Genomic DNA, 18,044 nt, shown 5'->3' with positions numbered 1-18,044 from the left:
ATATTCAAAAGAATATAAAAAATTATTTTTGATGGATTTGTTCCTTGAATAACATATTTATTGCTTTTCGTTTAATATACGTATTGTTAATATGGTTTCAATTGCTAAAAAGAGAATAAACATCATAAAAAAATTCTTTTTCTCTATTGCATTGTTTTGTGCTGTAACCTGCAATATAGGCTTTAAAATCAGATAACAAACAATCATTTTAATACTGGTACTCAAAAGAAATGACATACCCACATTATCAAAACTGCGTTCTTTGACTTTTAACAAAACTACAAATACCATAATAGACAAAACCAGAAATACCATATAAAGGGTTTCTATCGAATAATAAAAAGTCGCATCATTTATATCTAATAGATAAAAAGCAACTCGATGAACCACATAAGCCAATCCCGCAAGTGCCAATAAAGACAGAAGCGGTTTGTAATTTTTTAAATTCATTGTATTTATTTTTTGCCGCAACGGCACTAAGGCGCAAAGTTATTTTAATTTATTCGACCATCCGGACGTTTACAGCTCGTTTGTATTCCTTTTCCCTCTTGAAAAATTACTGCATTTTATTGATTTCGTTTACCTGTCGTATCACATTATACAAAGCCAGTGCAACGCCTACCATTACTAAAATTTTACTGTAATATACTTTTGGATGCGGATGATTTTCGTCTAACCAGTCTCCCAGATAGGAAAACAGAAAGATGATGGCCCCCATTTGAATCGGAATGTTAATCAGCGCAAGCCATTTATTCGCTCTTTTTTTGGGATTGTTGTCCATCGTTCTGGATTAGATTTTTTACATTAGTCTTCATTGTACAAGAAGCGCTAAAATCAGCTCCCGGCTCTACTGATAGTTTTCCAGTGGTAACTTCTCCATGGATACTGGCTTTTGATTTTACATTCAGCACTTCGGTTACTTGAATTTTTCCGTCAAATTTTCCTTCAATATCTGCATTTTTACATACAATATCTCCAGTAACGCTTCCGGCCGGACCAATAACAATTTTCCCGCCAGACTGGAAATTACCTATCAAGTTTCCATCTAATCTAAAATCAGCATGCGAAATAATATCGCCTTTTATAGTAGTACCTTCAACAATTCTATTGGTTTTACCCAAAAGATCAGTGTATGATTTTTGCTTTTTATCAAACATATTTATGGATTTTTTGGTGCTAAATAAGTGTCCATATTTTTCTTGATTTGAATCACTTTGTAGTTCTCACCCGAAACCACAATAGCAGGATCGACCAATTTATATTTTACATTATCCTTCAATACAAATACAATGTCTTTAGCATAAAGTTCTGATTTTATTCCGTGAATGGTGATGAAATTTTCTTTTTCAGTATAAATATCATAGGAATAATATAGTTTCTGAGGGCTTTCTGCAGCAACTAACATTTTGATTTTTTCCTCTATTGCTTTTGTATTTTTATCCTCTCGTGAACCTACTCGATATAAAATTTTCCAATTATTTGAATCCGTTGTACTCAACTCCATTTTCTCTAAAAACGGAATCTGACTCGTCAGGATTTCTTGTGAGTTTTTGCCTTCTTCGCTATTTGGATAATTATCCGCTACTCCTTGCAATGCATTTTTGTAAGCCGTTAGTCCTTTCAGTTTTCCAATAGCATTTGCTTTAAGCAGTTCGAATTTTGATACAATTTCATCTCCCGAAAACTGATTAATCAAAGCGTCTGAGTTCTCCAAAACCGAAACAAATTGTTCTTGTTGGTATAATTTATACCATTTAGTATAGGCACTTTCCGGTGTTTCATTTACTGAAGCCGCATTAGAGCTTGTGTTGTTCATAATTTGTGCATAACGAGAATCCGGATATTGAGCCGATATTCTTTTTCTCATCGCTTCCGCTTTGCTTACATCTGTAATTTGATATAGTTTATACAAATTATACATCGATGGCAGCACCAGTTTTTCCTCTGGATTATTGTTTAATAATTGTTCCAGTTTAGCGATGGCCAAATTATTTTCTTTGAATTTTTCTTTATAAATAATCCCTAATTGGTAATAGGCAAAATTACGTTCTTTACCTATGCTGTCTATCTCCGTTTGTACTATGGGAAGTTGTTTCAAATAAAAATCTGTGGTGTATTGCTCCACGATTTTCTCCGCTGTTGATGCCTCTTCAACAGTTTCTTTATCATCATTCAACGGATCTGCTGAAGTTGGATTTACAGCACTGGATGATATTCTCCAATTACCATTCAGGGTTCTGTCGCCCCACGTTTTTTTGAATTCTATTTTTCCAAAAGCTACGGTTGTAGGATTATAAAAATAGAAAATACTTCCTGCTTGTTGTGAGGAAACATTTGGAATAGCCGGCGGCATCAACGCCGATTTTTTGGCCGGTTTTCCCGGTTCCTGACTAGAAGCCGGATCAATAGAACTGGTTGTACTATTCCTTTCTATGTTTTCTTGTTTTTCTTTTCGTTTTTCTTCTAAAACTCTCTTGATTTCATCCTCTTCTTTTAATTTGACGATGTACTTTTCAAAATAAGCTATTTTATCGCTCTCATTTAATGAAACAACATTCAAAATACTGTCATTTCTTTTGGCAAGAGCCTCATACAAAATCACCTCATCCAGATTAGTTCTAATTTTTTTAATTTTATTATGCTCTCTCGTTTTGTCATTGAGTTTTACCAATGTACTGTCATAATATTTTGCAGCAGCAGGATATTCTGCATTTCTAAAATACATATTTCCTAAATTTCGGTAATTTGAAGCTACTAAATACGAGTCTTTAGAATCTGTTCTTAAGGATAAGTTGTAAAAATCTAACGCTTTCTTCTGATCGTTTTTCTGATCATAAAACACTGCCATGTGATGAAAAATTAAATCTTTATATGGTCTATTTTCTCTATCTTTTGCCAGCTTATCAAATGTTTTTGTAAAGGAATTGAAATCCCCGTTTTGATAATCAAACAATTCTGCTTTTTTAGCATGCGCCTGAATAACAAATTTCCTGTCCGCTTTTCGGTTCATGTCAATCACTGATTGATACGAAGCTACAGCACTGTCCTTGTATCCCAATTGCTGATACAATTGTCCCAAAACAAAACGATATCGTGCTCTTTCCTGATTTACTTTGGTAAACTCAATGGCTAATTTTAGTTTAGCAACTGCGCTGTCTTTTTCTTCTAAGTTCAAAAAAGACTCTGATAAAAGCGCATTTGCATCCGCAAAAACTTGTTTTTTTACTTCGTGGTCTTCTAATAATTTACTTATGTTTTTTATTACCAAAGCGTCATTTCCTAAACGCATATTTGTTTTTTCGCGCCAAATTTTAGCCTCATAAATCTTGCTGCTGTTGGGATATTTGTACAAAATATAATTGAATGCATCAAGTGCAGGAACAAATCGTTGGTCGTAATAACGGGATTTACCAAGCATCAGATACGCTTCGTCAATTTGAGTGTTTTTCTCTCTTCCGCCAATGTTCATGGAATGTTTCTGGATGGCTTTGGTCGCTTTAGCTTCAGCCAATTCAAAATTTGTGTTTTTAGGTTTTGTTGTGGAAGTCAAGTCTTCTACAATTTGCATTTTTTCTATTGGCAGACGTTTCCAGAAATCGTCATCGCTGTTGGATTTTATTTCCTTGACTCCTTTGTCCAAACCTACTTGACCGTTGTATAAAATATTATATTTTGTACTTAAGGCGTGGGAATTTCTGGCCATAAAAGTATCTCTCTTAGTAGAACAGGCTACTAAAAAACCGAAGAATAAGAAGAAAAATAACTGTTTAAATCTATTGACTTTCAATGGAAAACGTTTTTATCAATTAACTTTTAAATATGCTTTTTAGTATACTGACTGGTAAAAATACGTTTCTTTTTGATATCGTGAAAATTATCGGGGTTTATTTGAGTCTGTTGTGCGCGTGAGGGATGTAACGGAAATCCTTTTTTATTCTTTTTTTCAAGAATAAAAAAGATTGGGAGTGAAAGCCCGACCCGGATTTTTTTCCGGGTCACGCCCAAATTAAACTCTTATTGGCATTTGACAAACTAAAAATAAACTGCGAATTAGCGGTTGAGTTATATTCTGTTTAAACCGCAAAAAATGCTTCTAATTCCTTTAATGTTTCCTCAGAAGTTTGAATATCTTTGACCACTTCGCCTTTATGTAAAGCGACAATCCTGTCACTTACCTCAACGGTATGCAACAAATCGTGGCTGGAAACCAGTACGGTAACATCTGGATTATCAGCTAAATCCTTGATGATTTTCTTTAATCTAAATTGTGTCGTTGGATCTAAATTAGCAAACGGTTCGTCCAGAATAATAACTTCCGGATTCCCGATTAATGTGGCGATGATGCCCACTTTTTTCTGATTTCCTTTGGATAAATCGCGTAAATATTTTTTGTTTTTAAGGATTTCGCCGTTGAAAAATTCTTCGTGTGTGGCCAATAAAGCATCGACATCGGCTTTATTTTGTCCGCGTAAATCGCCTATGAAATAAAAATATTCTTCGGGCGTTAAGTAGCCAATCAAGAAGCTTTCGTCCAGAAAGGAAGCCGTGAATGGTTTCCAGTTTTCGCTGGTGTTTACTTGTACCTCGTTGTTGACAATATTCCCTGTTGAAGGCTGGATTAAATCCAATAAAAGGCTGAAAAAAGTGGTTTTTCCGGCTCCGTTATTCCCCACTAATCCAAAGCTTTCGCCTTTTTTTATTTCTAAAGTATCTATTTTTAATACGGTTGTTCCGTTGTATGTTTTCGAAAGGTTGTTTACTTGTATCATTTTTGAAAAAGTTTATTCGGTTATTTGTTGATTTCGTTAATCGCTTGATTATCCTTTTTGTTTGTATGCAGCAATGGTCGCGTATTTCTCTGATTTGTAAATTTTCTCAATCAAGGAGAAAACTTTGTTTTTTAATGCAAATCCGATCACTCCCATCGACGCCACTAACGCTAATCCTACATTGGGATTGCCTAATTTAGCACCTAACCAATACATTAAAACGGGCAATCCTAATTGCGGCAGTGAAATTAGCATGGTTTTTACGTTGAATGCTTTTTTATCTCCAAAAGCGCCTTTACCTGAACTCAAATCGATTGGCGTTTTGGTATACGCGCCACCCAATAAAACCAAATGGGAATTGACTCCAATATTATAAATCGCACCTACAACAATGGTTAAATACACCTGCCATCCAAAATAGAGGTAGAAAGAAGCAATTGTTGTGGTGACTATTGTAGCTATTACCATCAACCACCATTTAGAACTCAAATAGCCTTTGTAAGGAATATTTTGCGTCATCATTAAGGGATAATAGGCGCTGTCCCAGCTCGGTACAAATTGTCCGAAAGTGATTAAGAATCCTCCCGAAACGAAAATCCCGGCAAAAATGTGCATTACAGGATTGTTGTACACTTCAATTGCATTGGTAAAGAAAAGAAAACCATAAAAAAGGAACATTATGCTCAGTCCTACAGTGGTTTTTGAACGCTTGTTTCTTTTGATTAATTTAATGTCATTTTTCAAGAAAGTTCCAATGGTTCCAAATTGATTCAACCAAGTCAACTCCTCCGTTTTGGCAACATCGTGTTTGTTTGACAATCCCGCATCCAGGTATAAATTCTTTTTGAAATATTGGAACGTGACATAATATAAAGCGATTAAAGCCACTACCGGAATGGCAAAAGCCCAATACGTATTGAAAATAGCATCAAAAAATGGCGCTGTATACTCCGTGATATTGAACAATCCATAATACTGTAATCCTCCTAAAACGGCTGCTATTGCCAAGAAAATAGCAAATAAATTGTCTTTATTACTCAGTAGAATATTTAGAAAATTGTTGATGTATATCAAAGATGACAACGCAGTATACCAAAGTACCACAGAGACTGGATCATAACCTTCAATAATCAAAACAACACTAAACGGAATCAGGAAAAAACCATGCACCAAATTGAAGAAGGACAAAACCGTCTTTCCTAAAGAGAAATGAACAATTGTGGCTTTTTTTATGGGGAAAATCAACATGGGACGAATGTTCATCACGGGGATTTTTTGCAACAGCAATCGGATGATTAAATCCATCAATACATAATAAATCATGAATTTGTTTACCGTTACAATTGGGTCTAAATTCATTTTCTTCAGAATATAAAATGCCCCGACTCCTAATGCTAAGAAAATTAAAATGAAATAAGCGGCCACGAAACCCATCAGGATTTTTAAAGCCAAATTAGTTGCGAAGGAAGCCGATCTAAAAAATGCTTTCCATTCGAGATAAAGAAATTTTTGAATCATAGTTTGGTTATTTTGGTTATTTTGGTTTTATAGTATGTAGTCAAAATAAGAAAACGTTACATCAAATATAAAAAAACACTTATTTATAATCTTCATTTATTTGCCATTTCCTACTTTTGTAAAAAAATAATCACATGCCATCTTTTTTAAAACTAATAATAAAAGAAGTAAAACGCGAAACCAAAGACGCTGTTTCCATACTTTTTAACGTACCTGAGGAATTAAAAGCAAATTATACTTTTGTTGCAGGTCAATATATCAATTTAAGATTAACCTTGGACGGCGAGGAAATTCGTCGTGCGTATTCTATTTGTTCGGCTCCTGACAGCGGAGAATTGCGTATTGCAGTGAAAGCAGTGAAAAACGGTGCTTTCTCTCAGTTTGCTAACACAAAACTAAAAGCTGGAGATGTTCTTGAAGTAGGAAAACCGGAAGGAAAATTTACTTTCGAACCACAAGTTGGCCGACAAAAAAACTACGTCGCTTTTGTAGCCGGAAGCGGAATTACACCAGTACTTTCCATCTTAAAATCAATACTAAAAAATGAACCTAAAAGTTCTTTTGTATTGGTTTACGGAAACAAATCTCCCGAAGAAACCATCTTTCATCAAGAATTACACGATTTGCAATTGCAATATGTGGGTCGCCTTTTTGTACATTATGTTTTCAGTCAAGCCAAAGCAGAAAATGCTTTGTTTGGGCGAATTGAAAAATCGACTGTGAATTTTGTTTTGAATAACAAACACAAAGAATTAGAATTTGATAAGTTCTATTTATGTGGACCGGAAGAAATGATCAATACTGTTTCTGGCGTTTTGAAAGAGCATAATATTAAAGAATCAGCCATAAAATTTGAATTATTTTCTTCTTCTACCAAAGAAAACAAAATAGAAAAATCATTAGAAGGACATTCTAAAATCACTATAATGGTAGATGATGAGGAAACGACTTTCGAAATGTCACAAAAACAAACTGTTCTTGATGCTGCTTTAAAACAAGGCATTGATGCTCCGTATTCTTGCCAAGGCGGAATCTGTAGCAGCTGTCTGGCTCGCGTTACCTCCGGAACTGCCGAAATGACTAAAAACTCTATTCTTACCGATAAAGAAATAGCAGATGGTTTGATTCTTACCTGTCAAGCGCATCCAACATCAGAAACTATTTATGTAGATTATGATGACGTATAGAAAACTGTTTCATTTTTAGCGGTGTTCAATTAAAAAAAAGAGTTTGCAATGTGCAAACTCTTTTTTTTAACTAAATGTTGTAAAAACATCTTGTGATATATAATTTAAGACTTAATTTTTCTAAATTCCTTAATGGTTCAAAACACTTTAAATTTTTTAAACAATCACTTCAACAGCAATCCTTCGCATCACATCTTAATTACTGATGAGTTGTAGTACCAAATTTAAAATCAACTTATTAACCCATTATAGAAAAGCATTCCACAAGAAAAGATTTTTTTGTCTTTTGTTTTCTTCTTTATCCTCGCCATATTTGAACCAATCCTTTGTTTTTTCTTCTATCATCGATTTCAGACCCACTAAATCATAGGTTTTTTTGGCTGTGATTGGTTTTATGTCAGATGGGTTAATGATTTTTAAATCTATTTTGGTAGCTATAAACGAAGTATATAATCTTGGTATTGAAAGCCCCAAAATCATACCCGGTAAACCATTTATAGAACATGGACCGCCAGAAATGGTGATGTCATCCGTGTAAAAAGCAAACACATATACGTCATCCATTATTTTTCCAACGGCTTTTCGGCAATTATAACCTGCAATTTCTCTATGCTCATTGGTGATTTTCCATTGTATATTTGGTATGCTGTCATCTATTACAAAATTAGTTCCCACTATTTGCTTTTGCATATTCATTTTTCTTGTCGCAAAATCAGAATACCAGATGTTTTCTTCATCCGCATCTTTTTCGTGTTTTGGTATTCTTGTTTTTGGACTCCATCTGTCAAATTTGTAGATGCTTTTGTTATCCGCAAAAGTATAGGTGAAATAGGATATTTTTAGGTCGGACAGGTTCTCTTTCATCATCTCATCCCAACTGTCATTGCTCATCGTTTTTTTGAGATTAGTATTTACTTCATATTCAATTACAGCTTCATCTATAAATTGCTGTGCTTTTGATGTAGTTGTAAAAAGTAGTGCTGCTATAAAAAAAAGTATTGATTTCATATGTTGATAATTAGATTTTTTGAATGCTCATTATTGCAATTCCTTGAACTTCGTTCAGGACAGTTGCTAATTTATTTCTTTACTGTTTCTCCTTTTCTCCTTTGTTTTTAAAATTCCAGGTAAAGCCTATCATAGCATATCTTTTTAGCCTGTCGTTTCGTTCCTCACCTATTATGTTTTCATAAACATATCTATTGATGCCTACATTTTGATTCAAAATATCCCTTACGAGAATATAAGCCGTAAACTCATCGTTTTTGAAAGTGCGTTGCAACCTTGCATTCCACAATTGATTGGTAAGATTGGTTTGGAAGTCGGTCGTTTTTTGACGAGAATTTAAATTGTAGTCGGTGGACAATTTCCATTTTTCTCTAAAATAAACCCCTATATTCAGATCCAAATTATTAGTGTTAAATGATTTTACTTCATCGTTTTGAGAAGTACTGTTTCTGTTATTTGAAAATCTATTACTTAAACTAAATTCGTATTTCTTATCTTTTGATTTATTTAAATAAATTGAAAATCCTGAATTTAAAGTACTGGAATTATTGATTTTGCTATTAATACTAAGTACCGATTTGTTGTAGCTAACAGATGGATTAAGATTAACCTGTAAATCTATTTTTTTTACCTTAAACCCATATCCAAAATAAAAATTACCAGAAAAATTACCGTTTGTGTTTATAGGTGTGGTAATCGTTTTAGCACTTTCCGGATCTATATCTTTATTGTAAGAAATTAAATTGGAAGTCGTTCTAAAAAAATATTTTGGTAAAAATGCGATTCTGTCAAAATACTATAAGTATTGTGTGATATGCTTATACTATTGGTAAAGGATTGCTTTAAATCCGGATTCCCTAAAGTTTGATTAAAAAAATCTTGATTATTCCTCAAAGGCTGTAATTGATCTATAGTAGGCTGTTTGGTTGCCCCTTGATAATTGAAACGTAAATTACTGTTGCTTTTGTACTTATAGGAGAAATTTGCAGTTGGGAAAAAGTTGGTATAGCTGCGCTTGTATTCTTTGTTTAAGGTTTGATCTTGCAAATCAAACGAAGTAAAACCAAAGCCACTTCCTAAGCTATAATTTATTTTTTTGGCATTATAACTCAATTTTATATTGGGCTTGTTCGTTGTTATTGTCTGTTTGAACTGGTTTGATAGAGAATCTACAATCACATCATACTTGCCTGTAACATCTGAATAATCGTAGGTTAAATAATTGCTTTCGCCAGTGTTATGAGTAATTTGATAGGCAAATTGCAATGCAAATTTCTTACCAATAGGCTCTGTATAATTAACGTTTACAGCAAGATTTTGATTTGTTTTTTCTCCTATTTTGTTTTGGTCCACATCATCTCTGGAGGAAAAAACACCTCCTTCATAACTTTCGTTGGAAGACTTTAAAAAATTATTTGCATCTGTATTCAACGTGTTCCAACTACCGTTTGCGGAAAATGTACGACGGGCTTTGGTAAATTTATGTTTGAACAAAACACTGGCAAACAACGATTCCTTATCCGATTTTGTAATGAATGTTTTTTCCTGTTTGTTTTTTAACAATCCGTCACCTCCTGTGGTACTTCCGTTTGTAAATTCATCGCTTTCCGTATCATAAAAATTGGTTTTGGCGGTAAATTTTATCGAGTTAACAGAATCTAATTTTACGTCGTAAGTAGCATTTAATTTAAAATTACTTCTGTTTACATTGCTTACCGTGGATGTAGAATTGTTTAACTGGGTTTCTCCCACTTGTGTTTGAGTAATCCTGCTATTATTGTTGGTGTAAATTTGCTTATTATATTTTGGCGATAGATTCAATGTTTGCTTATCATTCCACTTGTTGCTGTATTGCAATCCTGCGTTGGTGTTTTTGATAAAACCATTTTGAGTGTCAACATACGGTTCTTCATCAGTATTGCCGCCCGTCCATTCATAACTTACATTTCCATCGTCATCCATGTTCATGCTTATATCATCCCGTGCTCCAAATTTTTCACTGTCTTGCCAATCAAGTCCATCCTGACCTGTATTCCCATTTAATAAAAAAGCGGATAGTTTTCTTTTGCCTTTAAAAGAGCTAAACATAAGATTGCTATTGTATCTGGAATCCATATTTGCTAATGGTCCGTTTGCAGCATCTACTTTACCAAAATAGCCTTTCTTTTTATCCTCCTTTAATTTTAGGTTAATTGTTTTTTTTGTGTCGCCATCATCAATTCCTGTAAACTCGGCTTGATCACTTTTCTTATTAAAAACTTGTACTTCTTTTACCGCATCTGCTCGTAAGTTTTTTACCGCCATGCCAGGGTCGTCACCAAAAAATTCTTCGCCATCTACCAATACTTTTTCTACCGTTTCGCCCATGGCTTTTATGGTCCCATTTTTATCTACTTGTATTCCTGGTAGTTTTTTTAGTAATTCTTCTACATTGGCATTGGCATCTACTTTAAAATCACTTGCCCTATAACTGGTCGTATCTCCTTTAATTTTAATAGAACCCGTCTTTATAATTACTTCTCTTAGCGCATTAATTTTGCTTATCAATGCAATTGTCCCCATTTTTTTTTCGCCTTCTTCAACAGTTATGGCATCTACATAATCAGCATATTGGCTATGAGCTGTCATCAGTATATAATTTCCTGCTTTTACATTTTTGAGATTAAAGTTTCCGTCTTTATCCGATCGGGTAAACTTATATAAAATAGAGTCTTTGGGGGTTAATAAAGCAACAACCGAATTGTAAATGGGGGTTTTTTCGCTTCCTTCCTTTAAAACACCCGAAAGGTTTGCTTTTTGAGAAAACGCCGATAAAGAGAATAAGAACAAAATTGCAGTTGTTACAGTAATTTTTAGCATAAATAGTTTCTATTTTTATTGTATTAGCATTTCAGGATTTCTAAAAGCAACTTGATTAAAAAAGCGCCTCTTTCTCCTAATTGAAACTTGATTTGTAAGGTCTAACTCACAGCAAGCCAAAGTAGTATTTTTAATACTAATAATTTAAAACCTATTTGTTAAATAATTTATAAAATTATTCCTTCAAATAAATAGCTAAAAAAACAATAAACCTAACTATGAATTTGATTAAACTCACTTGTTTACACTAATTTAAAACCTTTATAATAGAGTCGACAGTAATCGTTCGCATGACATCTTCATATCCTTCTACTTTTTTATTTCCATAAACTGAAGTGGGTAGTTTTGGAAACTGATTTCTATCCGAAACCAACGCATTTTCTAAAGGCTGATTAAACGGTGAAAATCCCGCATACGGATGCGTCGCGCCCCAAAGTGAAATGACTTTAACCCCAAGCATAGCTGCTATATGGGCATTTCCGGAATCCATGGAAAGCATTACATCCAGATTACTGATGAGTTGCAATTCCTGTTGGAATTTAATTTTGCCCGCCATATTGATGACGTTTTCTTTATTAGCAGAAAACGAATCCAGGATTTCGATTTCCTTTTTTCCACCACCAAAAAGTAAAATTTTATAGTCTAAATTTTTCGATAATTGATTGATGACTTCCTGCATCAAATCCAGCGGATATACTTTAGAATCGTATTGTGCAAAAGGAGCTATTCCTATTAGTTTTTTACTTTTTTCTCCAATTACCGCTAGAATTTCCGGACTCAAAACTGCTTTTTCAGGAAAAACTGTCCCGACACTTCGGGATGATAAATCAACCGTAAAACCGAGTTGTTCAAAAACTTTTACGTGTCTTTCAAACATTGTTGGCAGTTGCTGGAACACTTTATTTTCGGGTTGTGTTAATGCTTTTTTTTCTGCTCTTCCCTTATCAACCGAAGCTGTTTTTTTTTCGCTTAAAGCAAAAAGGTTTCGGATAATTTTAGAGCGCAACACGTTGTGTAAATCGGCAAAAGCATCAATATTTAAACCTTTTAAATCTTGGAACAAACGCAACAACCCCAAAAATCCTTTGTGTCGTTCTTTTTCATCGAAAGCAAAAAAAGTAATATTAGGAATCCCTTCAAAAAAAGGTTTGAAAAAAGGTCTGGAAATCATTGTGATTTTAATTTCCGGATGCTGGTTTACAAAAGTGCGTAAAACAGGAACCGTCATGGCGACATCTCCCATTGCGGAAAGTCTCATGACGGCTATATGCTTTATTTTATTTGACAATTTTGAGGTTGTCAAAAATTACTTCTTGTTTTGATACAAAACAGGATTCAAATCATCATCGTTGTACATTTTCATTTGCTTGTACACTTTCATGAATTTATCTCCATTTTCAATGTCTGTCAATAAATCATCGATAGCCAAAGACAAATCTGTTCTTTGTTCCAATAAAATATTCAACTTTGCTTGACATTTATCTCTATGATCTTGTGAAGCTTCGGCACGAGTAGCTTCTTCTTGCATGTGATAAATTTTCAATGCCAAAATAGACAATCTGTCAAAAGCCCAAGCCGGACTTTCTGAGTTGATTTTTGCATTCTCTTTTACTTTTACATGACTGTATTTTTGAAGAAAATAACTGTCAATATATTCCACCATATCAGTGCGTTCTTGATTAGAAGCATCGATTCTTCTTTTCAAAGTCAAAGCAGCAACAGGATCAATGTTTGGATCACGAATAATGTCCTCAAAATGCCATTGAACGGTATCAATCCAGTTTTTGTGATACAACAAATGCTCAAATTTATCTTTTGGGAAAGGGTTATTAATCGGTTGGTCTACATTATCAAACTGATGATAATCTTTAATACTTTGTTCGAATACTGAATAAGCTAATTTTGAAAACATATCTTTATATTTTAAAGGACAAAGATACTTTTTTATACTTTTATAGATTATAAAAATATTTATAAGTTTAATAGCAAAAATAAAAACATGCAAATCCATTATTTATCAGAAGACAATAGCATCCTAAATCATTTTTTAGGACAAATACGAAATGTAAATGTTCACAATGACAGCATGCGTTTCCGAAGAAATATTGAACGTATTGGTGAAATAATGGCGTATGAATTAAGTAAAAAATTACACTACAAAAGTGTCGAAATCCAAACTCCTTTAGGTATAAAAACAACAACTGAGATTAAGGATCAATTGGTTTTATGTTCCATTTTACGCGCTGGTTTACCCTTACATTTAGGGTTTCTGAATTATTTTGATAATGCCGAAAATGGTTTCATTTCCGCCTTTAGACACCATCCAAACAATGACGATTATTTTGATATTTTAGTGCAATACCAAGCCATTGCTGCTATAAATGAAAAAAACCTAGTATTAGTAGATCCCATGCTTGCAACCGGTCAATCTATTGTTGCCGTTTTCAATAAATTAATGGAGAGAGGGACGCCAAAAGAAATTCACATTGCTGTTGTGATTGCCGCTCCGGAAGGTATTGCTTATCTTGAAGAACATTTGCCGGAAAACTGTCATCTTTGGGTTGCTGCTTTGGATGAAAAACTAAACGAGCACAGTTATATTGTACCAGGATTGGGAGATGCTGGAGATTTAGCGTACGGTGAAAAATTATAATTGGGAGAAAAAAGCAAAAAAACTGCAGGCAGTCAGCACATACATCACTAATTCCTGATTTAATTTTTCTTGAGGAATTTCAATATGGCTGGTTGCCATCATGGCCAAAGGCGCAAATGTAAACAGCAACAAATCATTACTTTTATTTGCCGAAATCAGAAAAATCACAACTCCGATGAAGAAAGAGGCGATGATTTTTTTGAAAGAAGTATGTAACAATTGTGGTCTGTTTGATAATGTGGCAAACATGGAAACCAAGAAAAACAAAGCTACAGTCGCGTAAATTGATAAAGCCCCGTTTTGATAATTATTCGTGAAATAGTCGATTTCAAAATTGATTTGTACACTTTTAATGATGTATTCAAGAACATCCAAATCGAAAACTGTTGCATAAATCATGAACAGAATTCCAACAATAAAAAAAGCGATAAAAGGCAATATCCAGTTTCTATAATCTCTGGAAACATGGAAAATTATGGATATAAAAACCAGCACTATGAAAATTATACTCCAAAAATGAAATAGTGCCGCTAAAAAAACCCATAAAGAGGCATCAAATATTTTTTCTTTGGAAGCTTTCAGGGATTGCAATGAAATCAATCGGCGAAGCGCCAAAAGAATAAAGAAATTAGACAAAATCAGATTTAAATTATCTAATACTGAAGGAAAAAAAAGTAGAAACAAAAAGTAAAAAAAAACTGTGTAGCTGCTGTCTTTACTCAATCCGTTTTTCTTAACAACAAAATTCGTGATAAAAACAGATGCCAATAAAACACAAAACAACATTCCCTTTTTTGAAATTAATACAAAGGAATTCATCCAGGATAAATCTTGAAATTGGTATATAGAAAAGAAAACCAGCATTAAAATTACGACCAATGAAAAATTTAATGGTGTAGATTTTCTAAAAACACTTGTTATCATAAGGATATTTTATACTTTTGTGTTCGTAAATATAATACTTGTTTAAAAAGTAAGCCCTGCAAGTTCAAAAAGATTCTTCAAATAAGAACTTTTAACACCCAGAGTTCCTCAAAAACAATTAATAAAATTAATTTTATACATTATGAAAGCATTTTTCGAAGGAATACAATACTTATTTGTAAATATTTTATTTGCTCCTCTAGACTTTTTACGCTCATTAGAGTTGTCATCTTGGTTTGCGGCTAATACAATCAATTGGATTTTCATGATTATTTGTGCTTCGGCAATGGTATACTGGATCAAGCAATTGAAAATTTTTGAAGACGCCGGAACAGAGAAGCAAGATACTACCGCTCACTCTTTCTTAAAATAAGAATTAAAAAAAAGTGAACGATAATTGGAAACTATTTTAAGTCGTTTCCAATATCTTTTCTAAAATACATCTTATCAAAATTTAGTTTATCTATGTTTTGGTAAGATTTTTTTATGGCCTCTTCAAAATCATTTCCATAGGAAGTTACGGTTAAAACCCTTCCTCCGTTTGAGACTACGTTTCCGTTATCAAGTTTAGTTCCTGCGTGAAAAACAATTGAATCTTCAATATTTTCTAATCCTGAAATTACTTTTCCTTTTTCGAAATCTTCAGGGTATCCACCAGAAACTACCATAATTGTAGTGGCGCTTCTTTCGTCAATTTCCAGATTGATTTCGTCCAGTTTTTCATTGGCTACAGCCAAAAACAATTCGACTAAATCTGTTTTCAATCTTGGGATAACGACTTCGGTTTCCGGATCACCCATTCTCACATTGTATTCAATTACGATTGGCTCGTTTTTCACATTAATCAATCCTATGAAAACAAAACCTTTGTATGGAATTCCGTCTTTTTGAAAACCATCAATAGTAGGTTTTACAATGCGTGTTTCGATTTTTTCCATCAAAACAGCATCAACATAAGGAACTGGAGAAACCGCTCCCATTCCGCCTGTATTTAATCCTGTATCGCCTTCACCAATACGTTTGTAATCTTTGGCAGTTGGTAATATTTTGTAGTTTTTTCCATCTGTAAGAACGAAACAGCTTAATTCTATACCGTCCAAGAATTCTTCGATAACGACTTTAGAACTTGCATCTCCAAATTTTTGATGCACTAACATGTTTCTTAATTCTTCTTTGGCTTCTGCCAAATCCTGAATAATTAAAACTCCTTTTCCTGCGGCTAAACCATCTGCTTTCAAAACATATGGCGGTTGCAATGTTTCCAGAAATTCACATCCTTTTTCTACCGTTTCAGCAGTAAAACTATCGTACGCAGCAGTTGGGATTTTATGTTTGATTAGAAATTCTTTGGCAAATTCTTTACTTCCTTCCAGTTGCGCACCAATTTTTGATGGACCGATAACCGGAATATGACTTAATGCAGCATCGTTTAAAAAGAAATCATAAATTCCTTTTACCAAAGGATCTTCTGGTCCTACGACAACCATTGCTACTTTTTCCTGAATAACAAACGTTTTTATAGCTTCAAAATCGGTTGGGCTGATAGCAACATTCGTAGCTATTGAAGCTGTTCCAGCATTTCCCGGAGCTACAAAAAGTGTGTCACAAAGCGGACTTTGAATCATTTTCCATGCAAAAGCATGTTCTCTTCCGCCCGATCCCAGTAGTAAAATTGTCATGTGTAGTTGTGTTTAGTTGTGGTGCAAAAATAATTGCTTTTGAACTTAAAAAATAATTAATTTTCAAAAAGTTGTTGGTTCTCCGTCATTAGTTGTTGCTAAATATTATTTTTGGTGAAATATACCTTTAAAATGTTTCCACTATTCGACTTATCGTTGCAGATAAATGGCTTCCAAATGAAGGAGGCTAAAGCCGAATTGCGGAAAATCGTAGCGTTTTCTGAAAAAGAACATGGCGTTTTTGTTGAAAATAAAAAGTTAGAAATTGTCCATTTTCATTTACAAAATAATGCTTTTTATAAAGATTTAGCGGGAATGACATCTTTTACAAACTGGGAAGATTTACCCGTTTTGAATAAGAAAAACTTACAAAAACCATTATTGGATAGGCTTTCGAAAGGTTATTTTCCTAAAAATAGTTACGTAAACAAAACGTCCGGATCGAGCGGGACTCCTTTTATTTTTGCCAAAGATAAATACTGTCATGCGTTGACTTGGGCTTCAAACATATACCGTTTTGGTTGGTATGGAATTGATTTTAATACCTCCTATCAAGCACGTTTTTATGGTATTCCGATGGATTTTATCGGAAACAAAAAAGAACGTTTCAAGGATTTTTTGAGCCATCGGTTTCGGTTCTCCATTTTTGATTTATCGGATGAAATTTTAGAAGGTTTTTTGAATCATTTTCGAACCAAAAAATTTGATTACATCAATGGTTATACGAGTTCGATTGTTTTGTTTGCTAAATTTTTACAAAAGAAAAATATCATATTAAACGCAATTTGTCCCACTTTGAAAGTATGTATGGTAACTTCAGAAATGCTTTTTGAAGAAGACAAACTCCTTTTAGAAAAACAATTTGGCATTCCTATTGTCAATGAATATGGTGCTTCGGAACTGGATTTGATTGCTTTTGAAAATCCTCAAGACGAATGGCAAGTCAATTCGGAAACGTTGTTTGTAGAGATTTTGGATGATAATAATAAAGCCGTTCCAAATGGTACCGCAGGCCGGATTGTAATCACTTCCTTGTTCAATAAAGCACATCCGTTCATACGATATGATATTGGCGATATTGGAATTCTAGACGAAAAAAGTACGTTACAAAAACCGATTCTCAAAAAATTAATAGGCCGGACCAATGATGTTGCCACTTTACCCAGCGGGAAAAAATCACCTGGACTTACCTTTTATTATGTGACAAAAAGCATCATTGAAGATGACGGAAATGTAAAAGAATTTGTGATAAAACAAACTAAAATAGATACTTTTGAAATTGAATATGTGAGCGAAATCGAATTAAATTTGGCACAAATTGAAAAAATTGAAAAGGCGATAGCACTTTATTTAGAAAATGATTTGGTGTTCATCTTCCATAAAAAAGAAAAATTAGAACGAAACAACAGAGGAAAATTAAAACAATTTATTTCATTTGTAAAATAAC

The 18,044-nt window shown here is 33.6% G+C and carries 17 protein-coding genes; 4 read left to right on the top strand and 13 right to left on the bottom strand.

The features are described from left to right. Positions 1-57: 57 nt before the first annotated feature. From CLV00_RS04375 to CLV00_RS04350, 6 genes are all read right to left on the bottom strand, one after another. Positions 58-450 (bottom strand): hypothetical protein, encoded by a 393-nt coding sequence (locus CLV00_RS04375; protein ID WP_099713988.1) that lies wholly within the window; start codon positions 448-450, stop codon positions 58-60. A gap of 106 nt (positions 451-556) precedes the next feature. Continuing rightward, positions 557-781, bottom strand: a complete 225-nt coding sequence (locus CLV00_RS04370; RefSeq protein ID WP_099713987.1) for an AtpZ/AtpI family protein — start codon at positions 779-781, stop codon at positions 557-559. Beyond that, on the bottom strand, positions 750-1,157 hold the full coding sequence (locus tag CLV00_RS04365) for a polymer-forming cytoskeletal protein (protein WP_099713986.1): 408 nt from the start codon (positions 1,155-1,157) through the stop codon (positions 750-752). The genes CLV00_RS04370 and CLV00_RS04365 overlap by 32 nt, the downstream gene beginning before the upstream one ends. A 2-nt stretch (positions 1,158-1,159) precedes the next feature. Then, positions 1,160-3,787 carry a tetratricopeptide repeat protein gene (locus CLV00_RS04360; RefSeq protein ID WP_369800906.1) on the bottom strand — a complete coding sequence of 876 codons (2,628 nt, stop codon included), beginning with the start codon at positions 3,785-3,787 and terminating at the stop codon, positions 1,160-1,162. A 286-nt stretch (positions 3,788-4,073) separates the two neighbouring features. After that, entirely contained in the window at positions 4,074-4,769 is a 696-nt protein-coding gene (locus CLV00_RS04355; protein ID WP_099713984.1) for an ABC transporter ATP-binding protein, read from the bottom strand. A gap of 48 nt (positions 4,770-4,817) precedes the next feature. Beyond that, positions 4,818-6,287, bottom strand: coding sequence for a DUF5687 family protein (locus tag CLV00_RS04350; RefSeq protein ID WP_099713983.1), 1,470 nt, complete (start codon positions 6,285-6,287; stop codon positions 4,818-4,820). 134 nt (positions 6,288-6,421) lie between these two features. Here CLV00_RS04350 and CLV00_RS04345 point away from each other — a divergent pair, with 134 nt between their 5' ends. Further along, positions 6,422-7,474 carry a ferredoxin--NADP reductase gene (locus CLV00_RS04345; protein WP_099713982.1) on the top strand — a complete coding sequence of 351 codons (1,053 nt, stop codon included), beginning with the start codon at positions 6,422-6,424 and terminating at the stop codon, positions 7,472-7,474. A gap of 246 nt (positions 7,475-7,720) precedes the next feature. Here CLV00_RS04345 and CLV00_RS04340 read toward each other — a convergent pair whose 3' ends face one another. The 5 genes from CLV00_RS04340 to CLV00_RS04320 form a co-directional block, all read right to left on the bottom strand. Next, the gene (locus CLV00_RS04340; RefSeq protein ID WP_099713981.1) at positions 7,721-8,482 is read right to left on the bottom strand and encodes a GLPGLI family protein; all 762 of its coding nucleotides are present in this window, start codon (positions 8,480-8,482) and stop codon (positions 7,721-7,723) included. 79 nt (positions 8,483-8,561) lie between these two features. Next, positions 8,562-9,047 (bottom strand): hypothetical protein, encoded by a 486-nt coding sequence (locus tag CLV00_RS16630; RefSeq protein ID WP_304529105.1) that lies wholly within the window; start codon positions 9,045-9,047, stop codon positions 8,562-8,564. 173 nt (positions 9,048-9,220) lie between these two features. Further along, the gene (locus CLV00_RS16625) at positions 9,221-11,341 is read right to left on the bottom strand and encodes an outer membrane beta-barrel protein (protein ID WP_099713979.1); all 2,121 of its coding nucleotides are present in this window, start codon (positions 11,339-11,341) and stop codon (positions 9,221-9,223) included. Between the two features lie 247 nt (positions 11,342-11,588). Then, positions 11,589-12,599, bottom strand: coding sequence for a glycosyltransferase family 9 protein (locus CLV00_RS04325; RefSeq protein WP_099716231.1), 1,011 nt, complete (start codon positions 12,597-12,599; stop codon positions 11,589-11,591). Positions 12,600-12,647: 48 nt separating this feature from the next. Beyond that, positions 12,648-13,253 (bottom strand): DUF4254 domain-containing protein, encoded by a 606-nt coding sequence (locus CLV00_RS04320; RefSeq protein WP_099713978.1) that lies wholly within the window; start codon positions 13,251-13,253, stop codon positions 12,648-12,650. 87 nt (positions 13,254-13,340) lie between these two features. Here CLV00_RS04320 and upp point away from each other — a divergent pair, with 87 nt between their 5' ends. Then, positions 13,341-13,994, top strand: a complete 654-nt coding sequence (gene upp / locus CLV00_RS04315) for a uracil phosphoribosyltransferase (protein ID WP_099713977.1) — start codon at positions 13,341-13,343, stop codon at positions 13,992-13,994. Here upp and CLV00_RS04310 read toward each other — a convergent pair. Beyond that, positions 13,989-14,918, bottom strand: a complete 930-nt coding sequence (locus CLV00_RS04310; protein WP_099713976.1) for a DUF6427 family protein — start codon at positions 14,916-14,918, stop codon at positions 13,989-13,991. The two genes, upp and CLV00_RS04310, sit on opposite strands and share 6 nt — an antisense overlap. Positions 14,919-15,060: 142 nt before the next feature. Here CLV00_RS04310 and CLV00_RS04305 point away from each other — a divergent pair, with 142 nt between their 5' ends. Then, positions 15,061-15,291 carry a uracil phosphoribosyltransferase gene (locus CLV00_RS04305; protein ID WP_099713975.1) on the top strand — a complete coding sequence of 77 codons (231 nt, stop codon included), beginning with the start codon at positions 15,061-15,063 and terminating at the stop codon, positions 15,289-15,291. A 31-nt stretch (positions 15,292-15,322) separates the two neighbouring features. On the opposite strand, the gene purD is transcribed toward CLV00_RS04305, so the two are convergent. Beyond that, the gene (purD, locus tag CLV00_RS04300; RefSeq protein WP_099713974.1) at positions 15,323-16,597 is read right to left on the bottom strand and encodes a phosphoribosylamine--glycine ligase; all 1,275 of its coding nucleotides are present in this window, start codon (positions 16,595-16,597) and stop codon (positions 15,323-15,325) included. 132 nt (positions 16,598-16,729) lie between these two features. Between purD and CLV00_RS04295 the strand changes: the two genes are divergently transcribed. Further along, complete coding sequence (locus tag CLV00_RS04295; protein WP_099713973.1) at positions 16,730-18,043, top strand: phenylacetate--CoA ligase family protein; 1,314 nt, start codon at positions 16,730-16,732, stop codon at positions 18,041-18,043. The last annotated feature ends 1 nt before the right edge of the window (position 18,044 follow it).

The sequence above is a fragment of the Flavobacterium sp. 11 genome, assembly GCF_002754315.1.
GTDB lineage: Bacteria > Bacteroidota > Bacteroidia > Flavobacteriales > Flavobacteriaceae > Flavobacterium > Flavobacterium algoritolerans.
Note: the sequence above shows the minus strand (reverse complement) of the source record. Positions and strands in the feature narration are given on the sequence as shown.

What these genes read in the sequence shown, in the direction of transcription:
- CLV00_RS04375 (WP_099713988.1), bottom strand. Translation starts at nt 450, where the DNA reads ATGAATTTAAAAAATTACAAACCGCTTCTGTCTTTATTGGCACTTGCG.
- CLV00_RS04370 (WP_099713987.1), bottom strand. Translation starts at nt 781, where the DNA reads ATGGACAACAATCCCAAAAAAAGAGCGAATAAATGGCTTGCGCTGATT.
- CLV00_RS04365 (WP_099713986.1), bottom strand. Translation starts at nt 1,157, where the DNA reads ATGTTTGATAAAAAGCAAAAATCATACACTGATCTTTTGGGTAAAACC.
- CLV00_RS04355 (WP_099713984.1), bottom strand. Translation starts at nt 4,769, where the DNA reads ATGATACAAGTAAACAACCTTTCGAAAACATACAACGGAACAACCGTA.
- CLV00_RS04350 (WP_099713983.1), bottom strand. Translation starts at nt 6,287, where the DNA reads ATGATTCAAAAATTTCTTTATCTCGAATGGAAAGCATTTTTTAGATCG.
- CLV00_RS04345 (WP_099713982.1), top strand. Translation starts at nt 6,422, where the DNA reads ATGCCATCTTTTTTAAAACTAATAATAAAAGAAGTAAAACGCGAAACC.
- CLV00_RS04340 (WP_099713981.1), bottom strand. Translation starts at nt 8,482, where the DNA reads ATGAAATCAATACTTTTTTTTATAGCAGCACTACTTTTTACAACTACA.
- CLV00_RS16625 (WP_099713979.1), bottom strand. Translation starts at nt 11,341, where the DNA reads ATGCTAAAAATTACTGTAACAACTGCAATTTTGTTCTTATTCTCTTTA.
- CLV00_RS04325 (WP_099716231.1), bottom strand. Translation starts at nt 12,599, where the DNA reads ATGAGACTTTCCGCAATGGGAGATGTCGCCATGACGGTTCCTGTTTTA.
- CLV00_RS04320 (WP_099713978.1), bottom strand. Translation starts at nt 13,253, where the DNA reads ATGTTTTCAAAATTAGCTTATTCAGTATTCGAACAAAGTATTAAAGAT.
- upp (WP_099713977.1), top strand. Translation starts at nt 13,341, where the DNA reads ATGCAAATCCATTATTTATCAGAAGACAATAGCATCCTAAATCATTTT.
- CLV00_RS04310 (WP_099713976.1), bottom strand. Translation starts at nt 14,918, where the DNA reads ATGATAACAAGTGTTTTTAGAAAATCTACACCATTAAATTTTTCATTG.
- CLV00_RS04305 (WP_099713975.1), top strand. Translation starts at nt 15,061, where the DNA reads ATGAAAGCATTTTTCGAAGGAATACAATACTTATTTGTAAATATTTTA.
- purD (WP_099713974.1), bottom strand. Translation starts at nt 16,597, where the DNA reads ATGACAATTTTACTACTGGGATCGGGCGGAAGAGAACATGCTTTTGCA.
- CLV00_RS04295 (WP_099713973.1), top strand. Translation starts at nt 16,730, where the DNA reads ATGTTTCCACTATTCGACTTATCGTTGCAGATAAATGGCTTCCAAATG.